This is a genomic window from Mycobacterium asiaticum DSM 44297 (genome assembly GCF_000613245.1).
GTDB classification, from domain to species: domain Bacteria; phylum Actinomycetota; class Actinomycetes; order Mycobacteriales; family Mycobacteriaceae; genus Mycobacterium; species Mycobacterium asiaticum.
The window spans coordinates 792,608-811,737 of record NZ_HG964938.1; the positions used below are offsets into that span (position 1 = coordinate 792,608).

18 protein-coding genes and 1 pseudogene are annotated in these 19,130 nt (G+C 66.5%); 15 read left to right on the top strand and 4 right to left on the bottom strand.

Annotated features, from left to right (window positions below; all coding sequences use genetic code 11):
* Window positions 1-8: 8 nt before the first annotated feature.
* Window positions 9-716: a type 1 glutamine amidotransferase gene (locus BN972_RS22605; RefSeq protein WP_036362731.1), complete on the bottom strand. Its 708-nt coding sequence runs from the start codon at window positions 714-716 to the stop codon at window positions 9-11.
* Window positions 709-1,938 carry a Mur ligase family protein gene (locus BN972_RS22610; RefSeq protein WP_036362734.1) on the bottom strand — a complete coding sequence of 410 codons (1,230 nt, stop codon included), beginning with the start codon at window positions 1,936-1,938 and terminating at the stop codon, window positions 709-711. Before BN972_RS22610 ends, BN972_RS22605 begins: the two co-directional genes overlap by 8 nt.
* Window positions 1,939-2,071: 133 nt before the next feature.
* Here BN972_RS22610 and BN972_RS22615 point away from each other — a divergent pair, with 133 nt between their 5' ends.
* Window positions 2,072-3,064: a DEDDh family exonuclease gene (locus BN972_RS22615; RefSeq protein ID WP_390176229.1), complete on the top strand. Its 993-nt coding sequence runs from the start codon at window positions 2,072-2,074 to the stop codon at window positions 3,062-3,064.
* Between the two features lie 63 nt (window positions 3,065-3,127).
* Here the strand turns inward: BN972_RS22615 and BN972_RS22620 are convergent, their stop codons facing one another.
* Window positions 3,128-4,072: an NADP-dependent oxidoreductase gene (locus BN972_RS22620; RefSeq protein WP_036363760.1), complete on the bottom strand. Its 945-nt coding sequence runs from the start codon at window positions 4,070-4,072 to the stop codon at window positions 3,128-3,130.
* Window positions 4,073-4,205: 133 nt separating this feature from the next.
* Between BN972_RS22620 and BN972_RS22625 the strand changes: the two genes are divergently transcribed.
* The 3 genes from BN972_RS22625 (at window position 4,206) to BN972_RS22635 (ending at window position 5,768) form a co-directional block, all read left to right on the top strand.
* A complete protein-coding gene (locus BN972_RS22625; RefSeq protein WP_036362738.1) occupies window positions 4,206-4,688 on the top strand; it encodes a MarR family winged helix-turn-helix transcriptional regulator in 483 nt (160 codons plus the stop codon).
* A 134-nt stretch (window positions 4,689-4,822) separates the two neighbouring features.
* Window positions 4,823-5,191 carry a hypothetical protein gene (locus BN972_RS22630; RefSeq protein ID WP_080697097.1) on the top strand — a complete coding sequence of 123 codons (369 nt, stop codon included), beginning with the start codon at window positions 4,823-4,825 and terminating at the stop codon, window positions 5,189-5,191.
* Between the two features lie 10 nt (window positions 5,192-5,201).
* A complete protein-coding gene (locus tag BN972_RS22635; RefSeq protein ID WP_036362744.1) occupies window positions 5,202-5,768 on the top strand; it encodes a TetR/AcrR family transcriptional regulator in 567 nt (188 codons plus the stop codon).
* Here the strand turns inward: BN972_RS22635 and leuA are convergent.
* The gene (gene leuA, locus BN972_RS22640; protein WP_036362747.1) at window positions 5,765-7,567 is read right to left on the bottom strand and encodes a 2-isopropylmalate synthase; all 1,803 of its coding nucleotides are present in this window, start codon (window positions 7,565-7,567) and stop codon (window positions 5,765-5,767) included. The two genes, BN972_RS22635 and leuA, sit on opposite strands and share 4 nt — an antisense overlap.
* A 313-nt stretch (window positions 7,568-7,880) precedes the next feature.
* Here leuA and BN972_RS22645 point away from each other — a divergent pair, with 313 nt between their 5' ends.
* From BN972_RS22645 to egtD, 11 genes and pseudogenes are all read left to right on the top strand, one after another.
* Window positions 7,881-9,146: an aspartate kinase gene (locus BN972_RS22645; RefSeq protein ID WP_036362750.1), complete on the top strand. Its 1,266-nt coding sequence runs from the start codon at window positions 7,881-7,883 to the stop codon at window positions 9,144-9,146.
* Window positions 9,147-10,181: an aspartate-semialdehyde dehydrogenase gene (locus tag BN972_RS22650; protein WP_036362752.1), complete on the top strand. Its 1,035-nt coding sequence runs from the start codon at window positions 9,147-9,149 to the stop codon at window positions 10,179-10,181.
* A gap of 146 nt (window positions 10,182-10,327) precedes the next feature.
* Window positions 10,328-11,932 (top strand): PPE domain-containing protein, encoded by a 1,605-nt coding sequence (locus tag BN972_RS22655; RefSeq protein ID WP_455709865.1) that lies wholly within the window; start codon window positions 10,328-10,330, stop codon window positions 11,930-11,932.
* An 84-nt stretch (window positions 11,933-12,016) separates the two neighbouring features.
* A complete protein-coding gene (locus BN972_RS29960; RefSeq protein WP_235192550.1) occupies window positions 12,017-12,445 on the top strand; it encodes a hypothetical protein in 429 nt (142 codons plus the stop codon).
* A gap of 40 nt (window positions 12,446-12,485) precedes the next feature.
* Window positions 12,486-12,875, top strand: a complete 390-nt coding sequence (locus BN972_RS22665; RefSeq protein WP_036362757.1) for a hypothetical protein — start codon at window positions 12,486-12,488, stop codon at window positions 12,873-12,875.
* A gap of 44 nt (window positions 12,876-12,919) precedes the next feature.
* Window positions 12,920-14,368, top strand: a complete 1,449-nt coding sequence (locus tag BN972_RS22670; protein ID WP_036362759.1) for a catalase — start codon at window positions 12,920-12,922, stop codon at window positions 14,366-14,368.
* Window positions 14,369-14,395: 27 nt separating this feature from the next.
* A complete protein-coding gene (locus BN972_RS22675) occupies window positions 14,396-14,824 on the top strand; it encodes an organic hydroperoxide resistance protein (RefSeq protein WP_172831115.1) in 429 nt (142 codons plus the stop codon).
* Between the two features lie 50 nt (window positions 14,825-14,874).
* Window positions 14,875-16,173, top strand: coding sequence for an ergothioneine biosynthesis glutamate--cysteine ligase EgtA (gene egtA, locus BN972_RS22680; protein WP_099051207.1), 1,299 nt, complete (start codon window positions 14,875-14,877; stop codon window positions 16,171-16,173).
* The gene (gene egtB / locus BN972_RS22685; protein ID WP_036362766.1) at window positions 16,170-17,456 is read left to right on the top strand and encodes an ergothioneine biosynthesis protein EgtB; all 1,287 of its coding nucleotides are present in this window, start codon (window positions 16,170-16,172) and stop codon (window positions 17,454-17,456) included. Before egtA ends, egtB begins: the two co-directional genes overlap by 4 nt.
* A pseudogene (gene egtC, locus BN972_RS22690) lies at window positions 17,456-18,168 on the top strand (ergothioneine biosynthesis protein EgtC). The gene egtB and the pseudogene egtC overlap by 1 nt, the downstream one beginning before the upstream one ends.
* Entirely contained in the window at window positions 18,165-19,130 is a 966-nt protein-coding gene (egtD, locus tag BN972_RS22695) for an L-histidine N(alpha)-methyltransferase (protein WP_036362768.1), read from the top strand. The pseudogene egtC and the gene egtD overlap by 4 nt, the downstream one beginning before the upstream one ends.

Genomic DNA, 19,130 nt, shown 5'->3' on the forward strand with positions numbered 1-19,130 from the left:
CCCGCACCTCAGCGCGCCGCTAGTCGTTCGCGGCGCAACAGGTCCACCTCGGGCATCTCTAGCGGCGCCAGTTCGCCGACCACCTTGCCGAGCAGCAGGTCGGCCAGCTCCGGGTTGCGCGCCAAACAGGGGCCGTGCATGTAGGTCGCCAGCACGTTGCCCTGCGCGACGCCGTCGAAGCCGTCGCCGGCCCGGTTCCCGGCGCCCTTGGTGACGGCGGCCAGCGGCGAAGCGGCCGGGCCCAGCACGGTGCCGCCGCGGTGGTTCTCGAACCCGGTCAACCGCTGTGTGAGCCCTTCCAGCAGCGGCTTGGACACCAGCTCGCCGATGGTCCTCGTCTCCTGGGGCGAGGTAGTGGCATCGAGCATCCCCACCCCGTCGACCCGTTCTCCCGACGACGTCTCGTACCAGTGCCCGAGCACCTGCACCGCCGCGCAGATCGCCAGCACCGGCGCGCCGCGTTCGGCCGCGCGCTGCAGGCCCGGGTACCGAATCAGGTGCCGGGTGGCCAACCGCTGGGCATAGTCCTCCGCGCCGCCGAGCGTGTACAGGTCCAGCGAGTCCGGCACCGGATCGGCCAGCGTGATCTCTACGATCTCGGCGGGGATATCGCGCAGCAAGAGGCGTTGGCGCAACACCACCGCGTTGCCGCCGTCGCCGTAGGTGCCCATCACATCGGGCAGCACCAGCCCGATCCGCACTTTCGAGTCAGCCATTGCGCGCCAGCCTTCGGTTCAGCTGCAGGAAGGCGGTGTAGTTGGCGACGACCTCCACCCGTCCCGGGGGGCACGACGCGATGGCCGCAACGGTGTCGTGCACCAGCGTGTGCTCGACCCCGGCGTAGCCCAGCCGCACCGCCAGGTCGGTGCCGCGTTCGCCGGCCGCGACAACAGCGGTTTCTTCGAAGTGTTCGAAGCGCACATCCCACAGCCAGGACAGGTCCTCGCCGTCGGGGATCTGCCCGTTGACCGCGATCACCACGCCGTCGGCGTGCTTGTCGACCATCGATAACGCCTCCTGCCAGCCGGCCGGGTTCTTGGCCAGCAGAATCCGCACCTCGTGGTCGCCTAGTCGGACGGTCCGGTACCGGCCGGCGACCTCGTCGACCGCCGATACCGCCGCGACGGCCTTGGCCGGGTCGGCGCCTAGGGCGACGGCGGCGGCCACCGCCTGAGCGGCATTGCCACGGTTCACCGTCCCGGGCAGGGCCAAGCGCATCGCTAGTGCCAGGCCGTCCGGGCCGTACAGGGTGGTGTCGTCGAACCACCACTGCGGGCTGGGCCGCTTGAAGTCCGCACCGGTGGAGTACCAATGCTGCTGCTCACGGACAATCACCTCACCGCTGCGTGGACAGCTGACCGAGTCGTTCGCCCAGGATCCACCAGCGGCCACCCAGACCACATTCGCGCTGTCGTAGGCGGCGGAGGTCATCAGCACGTCGTCACAGTTGGCGACGATCACCGCGTTGGGGTGCCGCTGAAGACCGCCCCGCAGGGTTCGTTCGATGACGTTGATCTCTCCGACGCGGTCCAGCTGGTCGCGTGACAGGTTGAGCAACACGATCGCGGCCGGTTCCACGGCGTCGGACACATGCGGCACGTGCATCTCGTCGACCTCGAGGGCAGCCAGCTCCGCCCGCCGGTCGGCGGCCAACGCGGCCACCAGCCCGGCGTCCATGTTGGCGCCCTCGGCGTTGGTGGCCACGGGGCCGATGGTGCCTAGCGCGGCTGCGGTCATCCGGGTCGTCGTCGACTTGCCGTTGGTCCCGGTGACGATGACCGTCCGCCGGCCCGCCCCGAGCTGGCGCAACACCGAGCGGTCCAGCGTCAGCGCGACCAGACCGCCGATCATCGCGCCCGCACCACGCCCGGTGACTCGCGATGCCCAGCGCGCGCTTGCCCCAGCGGCGAGAGCCAGACGAGCGCGAGCGGTGATCACCCGGGCAGTTTAAGGGCGATCGCAAACGCGGCGCTCTGCGCCGGGTGCAGCGGGTCGCCCTCAGAGCCCTTTGGACGCCGACACGACGCGTCAGCGAACCAGAGATGTCGGTTCGCCGTGCCATCCTCAAGCCATGAACCGGATGTCCTGGGGCCGGCCTGCACGAGAGCCGGACGGGGGATGGGCCGTCATCGACGTCGAGACCTCGGGCTTCCGCCCGGGTCAGGCCCGGATCATCAGCATCGCCGTGCTGGGGCTCGATTCCCGTGGCCGGGTCGAACAGTCGGTGGTCAGCTTGCTCAACCCAGGGGTCGATCCCGGGCCTACGCACGTACACGGGTTGACGGCCGCGATGCTCGAAGATCAGCCGCAGTTCGCCGACATTGCGGCAGACGTGATCGAGGTGCTGGCCGGCCGCACCCTGGTGGCGCACAACGTCGCGTTCGACTACTCGTTCCTGGCGGCCGAAGCGGAGATGGTGGACGCCGAGCTGCCCGTCGACACCGTCATGTGCACGGTCGAGCTCGCCCGCCGCCTCGAGCTGGGCCTGGAGAACCTGCGGCTAGAGACGCTTGCGGCGCACTGGGGTGTTACACAGGAACGGCCACACGACGCGTTCGACGACGCCATGGTGCTGACCGGGGTCCTGGCCGCGGCCTTAGGAAGGGCGCGCGACCGGGACATCTGGTTGCCGGTGCATCCGGTGACCCGGAGCCGTTGGCCCAACGGCCGCGTCACCCATGACGAGCTGCGGCCGCTGAAGACGTTGGCGGCCCGGATGCCCTGTCCCTATCTGAACCCGGGCCGCTACGTCCGTGACAGACCACTGGTCCAGGGCATGCGCGTCGCGCTGGCCGCCGAGGTGGGGCGCACCCACGAGGAACTCGTCGAACGGATCCTGCACGCTGGGCTGGCCTACAGCGACGACGTCGATCGCGAGACCTCTCTGGTGGTGTGCAACGACACGACCCCCGAGCAGGGCAAGGGCTATCACGCCCTGCAGCTCGGTGTTCCAGTCGTTTCCGACGCGCAGTTCATGGACAACGTCGGATCCGTGGTGGGCGGCACCAGCATGGAGGAATTCGTCGACGCATCTCGGGCCGACGACCAGCTCGCCCTGTTTTAGGCAAAACGCGGCCTTCCCGCCGAACCAAGTCGACGGGAAGGCGCGATGCAGTTTCCGAGCGGGTCATCGATCGGCAGGCAACAGAATCGTCTTGCCGGGTAGGCGACCGGCGTCGGACGCATCGTGCACGGCAGCGGTCTGCGCCAGTGGCCGATGGTCGGCAACGTCGATGTGCAGCTCCCCGGCGTCGACGCGGCGCACCAGTTCGGCCAGCTGCCCGGCGTCGCTGCGGACGAAGACGCGTTGCGCTCGCACCGCCCGCACGGGATCCTCCGTGCCGGACGCCATGGTGCCGACGTGGATGCCGCCATCGGCGACGACGCCGACCAAGGCGGCGGTTTCCTCCGCGCTGGTGCTCACCAGGTTGAGCACCACATCAAACGGCTGGCCGGCGACGGCAATCGGTGTTCGCGAGTAGTCGATGTGCTCGATGACCCGATCAGCGCCGTAGTCGCGTAGCCGGTCGGCGCTGCGGGCAGATGCCGTTGCGGTGACGACCGCACCGGCTTGCTTGGCGAGTTGGACCGCATAACCGCCGACGGCTCCGCCGGCACCGTTGATCAGGATCTGTTGTCCTACCTTCAATTCGGCCAGCTCGAACAACGCCTGCCACGCCGTCAGCCCTACCGTCGGCAGTGCCGCGGAATCGGCCAGCGACACCGACCGCGGCGCGGCCGCCAATGCCTCCGCCGGTGCCAGCACGTACTCAGCGGCTGCGCCGTCAGCATCCAGTGGGAGCAACGCCACGACCGCGTCGCCGACGCTCCAGCCCGTCACGCCGTCACCGAGTTCAGCGATGGTGCCCGCGAAGTCGATACCGGGGATGTGCGGAAAGCTGATCGTGTACACCTCGGACAAATAGCCCCCGCGGATGCCCGCATCGACCGGGTTGAACGATGTTCCGGCCACCTTGACCAGTACCTGCCCAGCGGATGGCGTCGGTCGCTGGATCTCGGTGTACTCGAGCACCTCACTACTGCCGTAACGGTGGTACAGCACTGCCTTCATCATTCCTCCCATCTGATGCTTCGAATTCGAAGCAGTTACGCCAGGTGTAACTTGCTTCGACATCGAAGCAATTCCTCCTGGAAGGTGTGAGGCTGATCACTTTGCTTCGAAATCGAAGCATTACGATGACGGGATGGGCGACGCCCTCACACCAGCTCAGATGCATACGTACTTCGCCCTGACCGAAGCGGTCAGCCTGCTGCAGTACGCGGTGAACCAGCAGCTACAAGCCGACGGCGGCCTCAGCTACGTGCAGTTCGAGATCCTGGCGCAGCTCGACGACGCCGACGGGCAGCTCACCATGACCGACCTTGCCGACAAGGTCGTCTACAGCCGCAGTGGCCTGACTCATCAGGCCGGACTGTTGGAGAAGGCGGGACTGATCACCCGCAATGCCAGCCCCCACGACCGGCGGGCCACCACAGTTGACATCACCGAGGCGGGCCGAGTCCGACTGGGCAAGGTTATGCCCGGGCACATCGAGGTCGTCCGCGAGCTGCTCTTCGATTCGCTCTCCGACCAGGACGTACGACTCCTCGGAGAAACCATGAGTCGCGTCCGCAATCACATGCGGGCCGGGCCGCCCCGCTCGGCCGTCAGCCGGCGACGCGGTTAAACCCTTGCGTCCACTACGGCCGTAGTGGTACCGTCAGCGCCATGACAACCACTACTGGTGTAGTACACCAACCAAAGAACCGCTCCCTATGGAGCTCGTACCGTCGGCATGGCTATTTCTTCCGAGAAGTTGCGATGCTGACCATCTCGCTGGGCGTCGCCATGCACGTCTACCGGGTGATCTTCGGTGACGCCCTCACGCTGCAGCACGTGATGAACGTGACCAACGACCGGATCCTGCTGGTCCCGATGACCTACGCGGGCATCACGGGAATCCTGGTGTGGCGGCGCGTCCAGTTCGCCAACAAGCGGCACCGGGCGCTGTTCACCGGATCCGTGGTCTACATCGCGGGCAGTGTGCCGCTACACGTTTACTGTTCCTACATCGTCATGGACACGACGATCGTCACCTGGTTCCCGATGTGGTTCAGCTACTTGCTGCTGATCGCGGTCTACCCGGTGTTCCTGACGATGTTCTGGCGGCTGCGCTACAAAGACTCCTAGAAAGAAACACGTGCCCCCGAATCCCGAACGCCGCGTTCAGATCCTCGACACCGCAATCGGCATCCTCGCCGACGAAGGGGTCGGGGGTCTGACGCATCGCCATGTCGACGATCTGGCGCGCCTGCCCGCCGGCACCACGTCAAACTACTTCCGCACCCGCCAGGCCCTCCTGGAGGCTACCGCTGCGCGCACCGTCGAATTGCATTGGCAGCGAGTCGAATTCGTGCGAGCCGCGGTCGGTTCACTCGCCCGCGACGGCGTCAAGGCGCTGATGACACGCATGCTGGCCGAGCCCGACGAGCAGATGCGGCGCTACACTCTGGCTCGCTTTGAGCTGTTCATGGAGGGCACGCGGCGGCCCGAATTGCAGCCGTATCTGGCGCAATTGCAGGCCGCCGCCGTCAAGTCCGCCACGCTGATCTTCCAGGCGGCGGGGTTCGAGCCGACCACCGAGCAGATGGAGGAGCTGAGCCGGCTGCTCAACGGCTATATGTTCAGCAAGCTGACCATCCCGAACCCGGACGAGGACCCGGCCGGGCTCGTCGACCGGCTGTTGCGCACCTACTTCGACAATTAGCGGGACGCCCGATTGACCGCCGACACCACGGCCCGCAACGACGCAGTGGTGATCGACGGCGCGATGCCGACGCCCCACACGGTCCTTCCGGATACCGAGGCCTCTACATACGCAGCGGCCTGCGCATCGTCACCGGCGCTCATCGCGTGCTCGGAGTAATCGAGCACGGCCACGTCGAACCCGACGGTGCCCAGCGCGTGGACGAAAGCGGCGAGCGGGCCGTTGCCGGCACCGCTGATCTCGGTGTCCACGCCGTCGATCTTGACGGTGGCTGAGATGGTGGTGGTTCCGGAGTCCTCTTCGGACGCGTCCACCCGCTGCTTGATCCGTTCCAGGGGCCGCACCGGGGCCAGGTACTCCTCGGAGAACGCCTCCCACATTTCCTTCGGCGACACCTCGCCGCCCTCACCGTCGGCCATCTTTTGAATGACCTGCGAGAACTCGATCTGCAGCCGGCGCGGGAGGGCCAGGCCGTGGTCGGCCTTCATGATGTAGGCCACCCCGCCCTTGCCGGACTGCGAGTTGACCCGGATCACCGCTTCGTAGGTGCGGCCGACGTCCTTGGGATCGATCGGCAGGTACGGCACCTGCCAGAGCATGTCGTCGACGTCGGTGTCGGCGGCGTCGGCGTCGAACTTCATCGCGTCCAGGCCCTTGTTGATGGCGTCTTGATGGCTACCGGAGAACGCGGTGTACACCAGGTCGCCGCCGTAGGGGTGGCGTTCGTGGACCGGCAGCTGGTTGCAGTACTCCACCGTGCGCCGGATCTCGTCGATGTTGGAGAAGTCGATCTGCGGGTCGACGCCGCGAGAGAACAGGTTGAGCCCCAGCGTGACCAGGCAGACGTTGCCGGTGCGCTCGCCGTTGCCGAACAGGCAACCCTCGATCCGGTCGGCCCCGGCCTGATAGCCCAATTCGGCTGCGGCAACGGCAGTTCCGCGGTCGTTGTGCGGGTGCAGGCTCAGGATGACCGACTCCCGGTTGGCCAGATTGCGACTCATCCACTCGATCGAGTCGGCGTAGACGTTGGGTGTGGCCATCTCCACGGTGGCGGGCAGGTTGAAGATGATCGGGTTGTCCGGCGTCGGCTGAATGATCTCGCCGACGGCGTCGCAGACCTGCTTGGCGTACGCCAGTTCGGTCCCGGTGTAGGACTCCGGTGAGTACTCGAACCGCCACCGGGTGCCCGGGTATTTCGCCGCCTCCTCGACGCACTTACGCGCACCGTCGGTCGCGATGGCCTGCACCGCGTCCCGATCGGCGCGGAACACCACGCGGCGCTGCAGGATCGAGGTCGAGTTGTAGAAGTGCACGATCACGTTCGCGGCGCCCTCGCACGCCTCAAAGGTGCGCTCGATCAGCTCGGGGCGGCACTGGGTGAGTACCTGGATGGTGACGTCGTCGGGGATGGCGCCGTCGGTGATGATGTCGCGGACGAAGTCGAAGTCGGTCTGGCTGGCCGAGGGGAATCCGACCTCGATCTCCTTGTAGCCCATCCGGACCAGCAGATCGAACATACGCCGCTTGCGAGCCGGGCTCATCGGGTCGATCAGCGCCTGGTTGCCGTCGCGCAGGTCCACCGCGCACCACAGCGGTGCGTGCTCGATGACTCGATCGGGCCAGGTACGGTCGGCAACCCGGATGGGCTCGACTTCTTCGGCGAACGGACGGTAGCGATTGACCGGCATGGACGAGCCGCGTTGTGGATTCCACACCGGCTGGCCGGGCCGCGGGGCGCCGGCGGGTGTGCTGATGGTGCGCGTCGAGACGTAGACGTCGGGTGAATCGGAATTAGTCACGGTTTGTGCTCCAGGGATTTGAGTGAGGAACCTAGAGACCGGCGCATCGCGAACTCCCGCGACGGGAAGCCGGTCTGGATCAGACCCCGTCGCGGCGTCCGAGGAGGAGCACCCGCTGCACGTTGTGCACTCTACCAAAACGCCACCTCTCGCCGCCGCACGTCTGGCCTACCGATGGATTCGGTCACATTCGCCTACCGGAAGCCCACGTTCGGCGCCACTACCTGATCGGCGTCGGATAAATGGGGATGCGGCGACACGTATCCTGTTGTGGACTTAAACCCAGTAGCCCTCGTAAAGAACAGGGAAATCAGTGGCGCTCGTCGTGCAGAAATACGGCGGATCCTCGGTGTCCGACGCCGACCGGATTCGCCGTGTGGCCGAGCGGATCGTCGAGACCAAGAAGCAGGGGAACGACGTCGTCGTTGTGGTTTCCGCGATGGGCGACACCACCGATGACCTGCTGGATCTGGCTCAACAGGTCTGCCCCGTCCCGCCGCCGCGGGAACTGGACATGCTGCTCACCGCCGGTGAGCGGATCTCCAACGCGCTGGTCGCGATGGCGATCGAGTCGCTGGGCGCGCACGCCCGGTCGTTCACCGGTTCGCAGGCGGGCGTCATCACCACCGGCACCCACGGCAACGCGAAGATCATCGACGTCACCCCGAGCCGCGTGCAGGCCGCGCTCGACGAGGGGCGGATCGTGCTGGTCGCCGGCTTCCAGGGCGTCAGCCAGGACACCCGCGACGTCACCACGCTGGGCCGCGGTGGCTCGGACACGACGGCGGTCGCGCTGGCCGCGGCGCTCAACGCCGATGTGTGCGAGATCTACACCGACGTGGACGGCATCTTCAGCGCCGACCCGAGGATCGTGCGCAACGCCCGCAAGCTGGAGACGGTCACCTTCGAAGAGATGCTGGAGTTGGCGGCCTGCGGCGCCAAGGTGCTGATGCTGCGCTGTGTCGAATATGCCCGGCGCTACGACCTTCCGGTGCACGTCCGGTCGTCGTACTCGGACCGTCCGGGCACCGTCGTTGTCGGATCGATCAAGGACATACCCATGGAAAGCCCCCTTCTGACCGGCGTCGCACACGACCGCAGCGAGGCCAAGGTGACCATCGTCGGCATCCCCGACATTCCGGGGTACGCCGCACGGGTGTTCCGGGCCGTCGCAGAGGCCGACGTGAACATCGACATGGTGCTGCAGAACGTCTCCAAGGTCGAGGACGGCAAGACCGACATCACCTTCACCTGCTCGCGCGACAGCGGGCCCACCGCGGTGGCGAAGCTGGACTCGCTCAAGGACGAGATCGGCTTCACCCAGCTGCTCTACGACGACCACATCGGCAAGGTTTCGCTGATCGGGGCCGGCATGCGCAGCCACCCCGGCGTCACGGCAACGTTCTGCGAGGCGCTGGCGGCGGTCGGCGTCAACATCGAGCTGATCTCGACCTCGGAAATCCGCATTTCCGTGCTCTGCCGGGACACCGAACTAGATAAGGCCGTTGTTGCGTTGCATGAGGCGTTCGGTCTTGGCGGCGACGAGGAGGCAACGGTGTATGCAGGGACGGGCCGGTAGATGGTTGCCATAGGGGTGGTCGGGGCTACCGGCCAGGTGGGCCAGGTGATGCGGACCCTGCTCGACGAGCGCGACTTCCCAGCCGACTCGGTACGGTTCTTCGCCTCGGCCCGGTCGCAAGGCCGCAAGCTGGCCTTCCGTGGCCAGGAGATCGAGGTCGAGGACGCCGAGACGGCCGACCCGACCGGGCTGGACATTGCGCTGTTCTCCGCCGGTGCCACCATGTCCCGGGTGCAGGCGCCAAGGTTCGCCGCGGCCGGGGCCACGGTGATCGACAACTCGTCGGCCTGGCGTAAGGACCCCGACGTGCCGCTGGTGGTGTCCGAGGTCAACTTTGAGCGGGACGCACACAATCGCCCCAAAGGCATCATCGCCAACCCGAACTGCACCACGATGGCCGCGATGCCGGTGCTCAAGGTGCTGCACGACGAAGCGCAACTGGTGCGGCTGGTCGCGTCGACGTATCAGGCGGTGTCCGGCAGCGGATTGGCCGGGGTCGAGGAACTGGTGACCCAGGCCCGCGCGGTCCTGGACGGCGCCGAGGGGCTGGTGCACGACGGGCGCGCGGTCGAGTTCCCGGCGCCGCGCAAGTACGTCGCGCCGATCGCTTTCAACGTGGTCGCGCTGGCCGGTTCGCTGGTCGACGACGGCTCGGGCGAGACCGACGAGGACCAGAAGCTGCGTTCGGAGAGCCGCAAGATCCTGGGCATCCCCGATCTGCTCGTCAGCGGCACATGTGTGCGGGTTCCGGTGTTCACCGGGCACTCCCTGTCGATCAACGCCGAGTTCGCCCGGCCGATCTCGCCGGAGCGGGCCCGGGAGCTGCTCGACGGTGCACCGGGCGTGAAGCTGGTCGACGTACCCACCCCGCTGGCCGCCGCCGGGGTGGACGAATCCCTGGTCGGACGCATCCGGCAGGACCCGGGCGTGCCCGATGGCCGGGGCCTGGCGTTGTTCGTCTCGGGCGACAACCTGCGCAAGGGCGCTGCGCTGAACACCATTCAGATCGCCGAATTGCTCGCCGCGCAGGCGTAACAAACGTTCACGCGCTGTCCCAGCAAAAAGCAAATCTGCCGCCTATCCCTGTCATACAGTTGTTGACGGTCGCGTCACGACACGCTTAGGGGGTTGGGGTAGTGCAGAATTTCTCGGTATTGCCGCCGGAGATCAATTCGTTGCGCATGTTCCTCGGCGCCGGCTCGGCGCCGATGCTGCAGGCGGCGGCGGCCTGGGAGGGCCTGGCCGATGAGTTGGCGTCGGCGGCCGGGGCGTTTTCGGCGGTGACGACGGGGCTGACTGGCCAGTCTTGGCAGGGCGCGGCAGCGGCGGCGATGGCCGGTGCGGCAGCTCCCTATGCGGGGTTGCTGAGTGCCGCGTCGGCCCAGGCTGCCGGCGTGGCTGGTCAGGCCAACGCGGTCGTCAGCGCATTCGAGGCGGCACGAGCGGCGATCGTTCATCCGCTCGAAGTGGCCGCAAACCGGAACGCGTTGGTGCAGTTGGTCCGGACAAACTTCCTAGGGCTGAACGCTCCGGCGATCGCAGCCGTCGAGGGCTTCTACGAGAGCATGTGGGCCCAGGACGTCGCCGCGATGTTCGGCTATCACGCAGGAGCATCGGCGGCGGCCGGCCAGCTCGGTCCGGCTCAGAGCTTGCTGCAGAATTTGTTGAGCAACTTGCCGAATCTCGGCATCGGGAACAAAGGCGGCACCGGCAACGTCGGCAACGGCAACAACGGCAGTGCCAATGTGGGCAGCGGGAATTTCGGCAGCGGCAATATTGGCGGCGGCAACTTGGGTAATGCCAACGTCGGCAACGGCAATTTCGGTGACGGGAATTTCGGCAGCGGCAACGTCGGTGTCGGAAACATCGGGATGGGAAACGGCGGCACGTTGGCGGGCATTGTGCGCGGGCCGGGGAATCATAATGTCGGGTTCGGCAATTCAGGCAACAACAACATCGGCCTCGCCAATACCGGTAATGGGAACCAAGGCGCCGGCAACCACGGCAACAACAACATCGGCCTGGGGCTGACCGGGAACAACCTGATCGGTCTCGGCAATGCCTATTACGACACAACGACGGGCCAGTTCGTGTTCAACGGTCTGAATTCTGGCAGTGGCAATATCGGATTCGGTAACTCCGGCTCCAACAACATCGGGTTCTTCAACTCGGGCTCCAATAACATCGGCTTCTTCAACTCCGGCATCGACACGTCTGGCCAGTACAACGTCCATACGGTGGGTATTGGCAACTCAGGAACCGCCAACATCGGCTTCGGAAACTCCGGCGCGGGAAGCTTCGGGATCGGCAACGGCGGCAGCTTGAACACCGGCATTGGTAACGGAGGCGGGATCAATACCGGTTTCGGCAACGGCGGCAGCACCAACACCGGTTTCTTCAATGGAGGCGCGGCCAACACCGGTAGTGGCAATTCGGGTGATATCAACACCGGCTTGTGGAATTCGGGTGACGTCAACACCGGGCTGGGCACCACCACCGATTCCGGCGCCCTGACGTCCGGCTTCGGCAATACCGGGCTCCTGGTTTCAGGCTTTGGCAATTCGGTCGCCACAAGCGCGGGCACGGGCGCTGTCTCTGGCTTCGGCAACTCGGCTGCGGGCGGTTCGGCAATGAACGGCAACATTTCCGGTCTTTTTAACCAGGGCATCACCGAGCTCTTCCTGGGCGCCCCGATCGGGCAAATCAGCGGATACAACTCCGGGTTCTTCAACAGCGGCACTGGGGTGGCCGGTTTCTTCACCATCAACGTCGGGCGCCTGCCCTGATCGTGGCCTTCGGCCGATCGCTCACAGCTGCTACATAAGTAGCGCATAGCGGCCACTTCTGTTTACCCGTGCATCATGCGTGTCATGAGCGAAATTTCTGACACTCCCACCACGCGCACCTCGACCGCCGTGGCACCGCAACCCGTCCACACCACACCCAAGGTCTTCAGGGCGGCGGCCTGGGTCGCCATCGTCGCGGGGATCGTATTCATCGTCTCGGTCATCTTCTTCACCGGTTTCCGGCTGGGGCTGGCCGCCGGTCACGGTGGCCACCACGGCCATCACCACAAGCACCATCCGGCGATGTTCCACCGCTCGGGCTTCCCCAAACGGCGGCGGCGGCCAGCAGCAGGTGGGCCCCGGCACGGCACCGGGCGGACCCGGCCAGGTGCCCTCGTCGGTGACGCCCTCCACAACCCCGGCCCCGACCCCCGGTCGCTGACACCTTCAACCAGTAGCCCGGTGCTCGTCGAGCACCGGGCTACATCAATTCACGGCATCTTTGTTGCCTGAGGGCTTTACGGTGTCGTACGCCTAGGCAATATTCGAAGGCATGAGTGAAACTCCCGAGCCATCCGTCCCGGCGACTCCGGTTGCCACCGCGCCGCCCGCCTACGTGGAGAAACCGCCACGGCTCTACCGCGTCGCAGCGTGGGTGGTGATCGTCGCGGGCATCGTCTTCATCGCATCGACCATCTTCTTTGCCGCCGCCATGGCATTCGGCGGCGGCAGGTGCCATCACCACCACCGTCACCACCACGGCCAGTTCCAGCCGGGTGGCCCGGGCGGTCCCGGCGGCCCCGGAGCGGGATGGCAGTTCCGGTATCCCGGCGGGCCGCCGCCTCCCGGCATGGGCCCCGGCTTCCCGCCCGGACCCCCTCCGCCGGCACAGCAACCGACCACGTCAGGTCCCAGCGCGCCGTCCAGCCCGCCCGGTCGCTAGCCACCAGTTCCGCACCGAACCAGCCCAGCAAAAGGAGATCGTCAATGACGGAGCGTTTCACCACCACTGACGGCGGTAGCCCGGCGCCCAGCGACAAGGAGTCGCTGACCGTTGGTCCCGACGGCCCGATCCTGCTGCACGATCACTACCTGATCGAGCAGATGGCGCAGTTCAATCGGGAACGGATCCCGGAACGTCAGCCACATGCCAAGGGCGGCGGCGCATTTGGCTTCTTCGAGGTCACCAACGACGTGAGTCGATACACCCGTGCGGCGGTATTCCAGCCGGGCACCAAGACCGACACGCTGATCAGGTTCTCCACCGTGGCCGGCGAACGCGGCAGCCCGGACACCTGGCGTGACCCGCGCGGCTTCGCATTGAAGTTCTATACCAGCGAAGGCAACTTCGACATGGTCGGCAACAACACGCCGGTCTTCTTCATCCGCGACCCGCTGAAGTTCCAGCACTTCATTCGCTCGCAAAAGCGAATGCAGGCAACAAATTTGCGCAACCACAACATGCAGTGGGACTTCTGGACCCTCACACCGGAGTCGGCGCACCAGGTCACCTGGCTGATGGGCGACCGTGGTATCCCCAAGACCTGGCGGCACATGAACGGCTACAGCAGCCACACCTACAGCTGGATCAACGCCGCCGACGAGATCTTCTGGGTGAAGTACCACTTCATCAGTGACCAGGGCATCGACTTCCTCACCCAGGAGGACGCCGACCGACTGGCCGGTGAGGACGGCGATTATCACCAGCGTGATCTTTATGAGTCCATCGAGCGCGGCGACTTCCCGAGTTGGACTCTGAGGATGCAGATCATGCCGTTCGAGGAGGCCAAGACCTACCGGTTCAACCCATTCGACCTCACCAAGGTGTGGCCGCACGGCGACTACCCGCTCATCGACGTCGGCAAGCTGACGCTGAACCGCAACGTCACCGACTATCACGCCGAAATCGAGCAGGCCGCCTTCGAGCCCAACAACATCGTGCCGGGCACCGGGCTGAGCCCCGACAAGATGCTGCTCGGTCGCGGCTTCTCCTACGCCGACGCCCACCGGGCCCGGTTGGGCACCAACTACAAGCACATCCCGGTGAATTCGCCCAAGGTCGAGGTCAACAGCTACTCCAAGGACGGCGCCATGCGGATCAAGAACGCATCGGATCCGGTTTACGCGCCCAACTCCTTCGGTGGCCCGCATGCCGACCCGCAGCGCGCCGCCGAGGTGCGCTGGTTCGCCGACGGGGAGATGGTGCGATCGGCCTACACGTTGCGCGCCGAGGACGACGACTGGGGTCAGGCCGGCACCCTGGTCCGCGATGTGCTCAACGACGACGAACGGGAACGGTTGGCCCACAACATCATCGGACACGTCTCCAAGGGTGTGCAGGAGCCGGTGCTGTCCCGGGTGTTCGAGTACTGGCGCAACGTCGACGCCGACCTCGGCAAGAAGGTGGAGGAGGGAGTCCGGGCGAACCTCGGCTGACCATCCGCGGCTGGCATGATCGAGGCCATGAGCATCGAAGTCGTTTACACCACCACATCAACGGCGACGGGCGGGGGCCGCGACGGGCACGTCAAGTCCGACGACGGCCGCATAGATCTGGAAACCCGCCCGCCGAAGGCGATGGGCGGCAACGGTGAAGGCACCAACCCTGAGCAGTTGTTTTCAGCCGGTTACGCGGCGTGCTTCCTGGGCGCGCTGCGGCTGGTTGCCGGCAAGGCCAAGGTCAAGCTCGACGACGCAACCGACGTCACCGTCGAAATCGGATTCGGCAAGGACTCCGATGGCGGGTTCGGCCTCACCGGCAAGATCGTTGGGTACCTTCCCGGCCTGGACCAGAGCGCGGCCGAGGACCTGGTCCATCAAGCTCACCAGGTGTGCCCGTATTCGAAGGCCACCCGGGGCAACATCGACGTCGAAGTCTCGGCCAAGGTGTAGCGAGGGCGGGTCCGGGAATATGTCGGACCCGTCTGGAAGATGAAGTGATGGTGACACGCATCGCCGCGACCGCCACGTCCCCGCCGCTGGACGGTATCGGCGCGCCGGACACCGCGCTGGCCGGCTCGGCGGCCGTCGCGCAGCACATCGCCGAGGGTTGCCTCGCCGACGGCCCAGTGGGGCGCGTCGGCCTGGAACTCGAGGCGCACTGCTTCGACCCCGCCGATCCACTGCGCCGTCCCGGCTGGGATGAGCTCAACGGCGTTCTCAAATGGGTCGACCCTCTTCCGGGCGGAAGCGCAATCACCATGGAACCCGGTGGCGCCGTTGAACTTTCGGGTCCCCCGGCCGACGGTGTGCTCGCCGCGATCGACGCGATGAGCCGGGACCAGGCGGCGCTGCGCGCCGCACTGGCCGAGTCCGGGCTGGGCCTGGTGTTCCTGGGTGCAGATCCGCTGCGGTCGCCGGCGCGGGTCAATCCCGGCGCGCGCTACCGCGCAATGGAGCAGTTCTTTGTCGCGACTGACAGTCGGGCGGCCGGCGCGGCGATGATGACCTCGACGGCCTCGATCCAGGTCAATCTGGACGCCGGACCACGCACCGGCTGGGTGGCGCGGGTGCGCCTGGCGCACGCGTTGGGGCCGACGATGATTGCGATCGCGGGCAACTCTCCGATGTTGGGTGGGCAGTTCACCGGTTGGCAATCCACCCGCCAGTGGGTGTGGGGCCAGATGGACTCGGCACGGTGCGGGCCGATTCTGGGCGCCAGCGGTGTGGACCCCGGCACCGACTGGGCGCTGTACGCGCTCAAAGCGCCGGTGATGATGGTGCGCAGTTCGGACGGTGACGAGATCCTGCCGGTCATCGACTATGTGCCGTTCACCGACTGGGTGGACGGTCGCGTCCTGCTCGCCGGGCGCCATCCCACCCACGCCGACCTTGAATACCACCTGACCACTCTGTTCCCGCCGGTGCGGCCGCGGCAGTGGCTGGAGATCCGCTACCTGGATTCCGTGCCGGAGGCGGTGTGGCCGGCCCTGGCCTTCACGTTGACCACCTTGCTGGACGACCCGGTCGCAGCCGACCTGGCCGCCGAAGCGGTCGAACCGGTGGCCACGGCATGGGACACCGCGGCCCGGCTCGGGTTGGGCGACCGACGGCTCTACGCGGCGGCAAACCGGTGTCTGGCCATCGCCACGGAGCGGGCACCTGCCGAGCTCGCCGCGGCGATGGAGCAGCTCACGCTCAATGTGGAGACGGGACGATGTCCGGCCGACGATTTCGCCGACCGGGTCATCGACAACGGCATCGCGGCGACGGTAGCGCGGATGGCCCGAGGGGGGATGTGACGAAAGAACGGCTTGCGGAAGGTCTGGAGCGCGCGCGAACCCGCACGCTTCGGCTCGTCGATTTCGACGATGCCGAATTGCATCGGCAGTACGACCCGCTGATGAGTCCGCTGGTATGGGACCTGGCGCACATCGGCCAGCAGGAAGAGCTGTGGGTCCTGCGGGGCGGCAACCTGGAACGGCCGGGATTGTTGCCACCGGAGGTGGAAGGGCTCTACGACGCCTTCGTGCACTCTCGCGCCAGCCGGGTGGACCTGCCGTTACTATCCCCAGCCAAGGCGCGGTCGTTGTGCAGTACGGTCCGCAACGCTGCGCTGGACGAGCTTGATGCGCTTGCGGACACCCAACCCGACGACCCGGCTCTGTTCAGGTTCGGGTTGGTCATCAGCCACGAGAATCAGCACGGCGAAACCATGCTGCAGGCGCTCAATCTGCGCTCCGGGGCGCCGCTGTTGCAGGCCACCCAACCCGTTCCCGCCGGTCGCCCCGAACTGGCCGGGACGTCGGTCCTGGTGTCCGGCGGCCCTTTCGTGCTGGGCGTGGACGCCGCGACCGAACCGTACTCGCTGGACAACGAACGCCCGGCACACGTGGTCGAGGTACCGAGCTTTCGGATCGGCCGGGTTCCGGTCACCAACGGCGAATGGCAGCACTTCATCTCCGACGGCGGTTACGCCGAACCTGGATGGTGGTCGGAGCGTGGCTGGCAGCACCGCCAGCAGGCAGGTCTCACGGCGCCGCAATTCTGGGGCGCCGATGGGCGCACCCGCACTCGGTTCGGGTACACCGAGGACCTTCCTGCCGACGAGCCGGTGCAGCACATCTCCTACTTCGAGGCCGAGGCGTACGCGGCGTGGGCCGGTGCCCGGCTGCCCACCGAGATCGAGTGGGAAAAGGCCTGCGCCTGGGATCCGGCCGGCAACACCCGCCGCCGCTATCCATGGGGCGACCAGCAGCCATCGGCCGAACGCGCCAACCTCGACGGCAACACCCTGCGCCCCGCGCCGGTGGGGGCCTACCCGGCCGGAGCGTCGGCCTACGGCGCCGAGCAGATGCTGGGCGACGTCTGGGAATGGACCAGCTCTCCGCTGCGGCCGTGGCCGGGCTTCGTGCCGATGATCTACGAGCGCTATTCGCAGCCCTTCTTCGACGGCGATTACCGGGTGCTGCGCGGTGGTTCCTGGGCAGTCGAGTCGTCGATCCTGCGTCCCAGCTTCCGCAACTGGGATCACCCCTACCGTCGCCAGATCTTTTCTGGGCTCCGATTGGCGTGGGACGTCTGATGTGTCGTCATCTGGGCTGGCTCGGATCGCCGGTCAGCATTTCCAGCCTGGTGCTCGAGCCGCCACAAGGTCTGCTGCTGCAGTCGTACGCGCCGCGTCGCCAGAAGCACGGGCTGATGAACGCAGACGGTTGGGGCGTCGGCTTTTTCGACGGCTCCGCTGATGGTGCCGTACCGCGGCGCTGGCGTAGTCCGGCGCCACTGTGGGGGATACCTCATTCGCATCGGTAGCCCCGGCGTTACGCAGCCATTGCGTGGTGGCCGCGGTGCGCTCGGCGACCGTCGGCATGCCGATCGAGATCAGCGCCACCGCACCATTCACCGATGGCCAATGGATGCTGTCGCACAACGGTGTGGTCGACCGCGCGGTGTTGCCACCGAGCCGGCTGGCCGAATCCGTATGCGACAGTGCGTTGCTCGCCGCGGCCATCTTCGCACGCGGATTGGATGCGTTGGGCGACACCATCATCGAGATCGGCAACGCCGACCCGCAGGCCCGGCTGAACATACTGGCGGCCAACGGTGCCCGGCTGCTCGCCACGGCCTGGGGTGACACGCTGTTCCTGCTGCAGCGCACCGACGGTGTGGTGCTGGCCAGCGAGCCCTACGACGACGACCCGGACTGGGAAGAAGTGCCGGACCGGCACCTGGTGGAGGTGGGTGCCGACGGCGTCCAGTCGACGCCGTTAAACCGCGTGAAAGGAACCCGATGACACTGTCGCTGTCCAATCACCTCGCCGAAGATTCGGCGTTGCAGGCATTGCGTCGCGACGTGTACACCGGCCTGCAGCAGACTCCGAAGTCGTTGCCGCCCAAGTGGTTTTACGATTCGGTGGGCAGCGACCTGTTCGACCAGATCACCCGGTTGCCGGAGTATTACCCGACCCGTGCCGAAGCGGCCATCCTGCGGGCCCGATCCGGCGAAGTGGCGGCGGCAAGTGAGGCCGACACCCTCGTGGAGCTGGGCAGCGGGACTTCGGAGAAGACGCGGCTGTTGCTCAATGCGTTGCGAGACCGCGGCACGCTGCGCCGTTTCGTGCCGTTTGACGTGGACGCCAACGTGCTCTCGGCGGCGGCCGGGGCGATCCAGCGCGAGTACCCCGGTGTGGAAATCAACGCCGTCTGCGGGGATTTCGAGGAACATCTGGCCGAGATCCCCGGTGGGGGGCGTCGCCTGTTCGTCTTCTTGGGTTCGACCATCGGCAACCTCACACCCGGTCCCCGTGCCGAGTTTCTGGCGGCGTTGTCCGGAGTGATGCGGCCGGGGGACAGCCTGCTGTTGGGTACCGACCTGGTCAAGGACACCGAGCGGCTGGTGCGGGCCTACGACGACGCGGCCGGGGTGACGGCCCGGTTCAATCTCAATGTGCTTTCGGTGATTAACCGCCAGCTCGGCGCGGATTTCGTCGTCGATGCCTTCCAGCACGTTGCCCGCTGGAACGCCGAAGAGGAGCGGATCGAGATGTGGCTGCGGTCAACTCGTAGCCAGCGGGTGCGGGTGGGCGCCCTTGACTTGACCGTCGACTTCGATTCGGGCGAGGAAATGCTCACGGAGGTGTCCTGCAAGTTTCGTCCGGACGCGGTTGCTGTCGAACTCGCCGACGCGGGTCTGGACCGGGTCCGGTGGTGGACCGACGACGTGGGTGATTTCGGTCTGTCGCTGGCCGCCAAGTGA

Coding starts and splice junctions, on each gene's coding strand:
- BN972_RS22605 (WP_036362731.1), bottom strand. CDS start 716: ATGGCTGACTCGAAAGTGCGGATCGGGCTGGTGCTGCCCGATGTGATG.
- BN972_RS22615 (WP_390176229.1), top strand. CDS start 2,072: ATGAACCGGATGTCCTGGGGCCGGCCTGCACGAGAGCCGGACGGGGGA.
- BN972_RS22620 (WP_036363760.1), bottom strand. CDS start 4,072: ATGAAGGCAGTGCTGTACCACCGTTACGGCAGTAGTGAGGTGCTCGAG.
- BN972_RS22625 (WP_036362738.1), top strand. CDS start 4,206: ATGGGCGACGCCCTCACACCAGCTCAGATGCATACGTACTTCGCCCTG.
- BN972_RS22630 (WP_080697097.1), top strand. CDS start 4,823: ATGCTGACCATCTCGCTGGGCGTCGCCATGCACGTCTACCGGGTGATC.
- BN972_RS22650 (WP_036362752.1), top strand. CDS start 9,147: ATGGTTGCCATAGGGGTGGTCGGGGCTACCGGCCAGGTGGGCCAGGTG.
- BN972_RS22655 (WP_455709865.1), top strand. CDS start 10,328: ATGTTCCTCGGCGCCGGCTCGGCGCCGATGCTGCAGGCGGCGGCGGCC.
- BN972_RS29960 (WP_235192550.1), top strand. CDS start 12,017: ATGAGCGAAATTTCTGACACTCCCACCACGCGCACCTCGACCGCCGTG.
- BN972_RS22665 (WP_036362757.1), top strand. CDS start 12,486: ATGAGTGAAACTCCCGAGCCATCCGTCCCGGCGACTCCGGTTGCCACC.
- BN972_RS22670 (WP_036362759.1), top strand. CDS start 12,920: ATGACGGAGCGTTTCACCACCACTGACGGCGGTAGCCCGGCGCCCAGC.
- BN972_RS22675 (WP_172831115.1), top strand. CDS start 14,396: ATGAGCATCGAAGTCGTTTACACCACCACATCAACGGCGACGGGCGGG.
- egtD (WP_036362768.1), top strand. CDS start 18,165: ATGACACTGTCGCTGTCCAATCACCTCGCCGAAGATTCGGCGTTGCAG.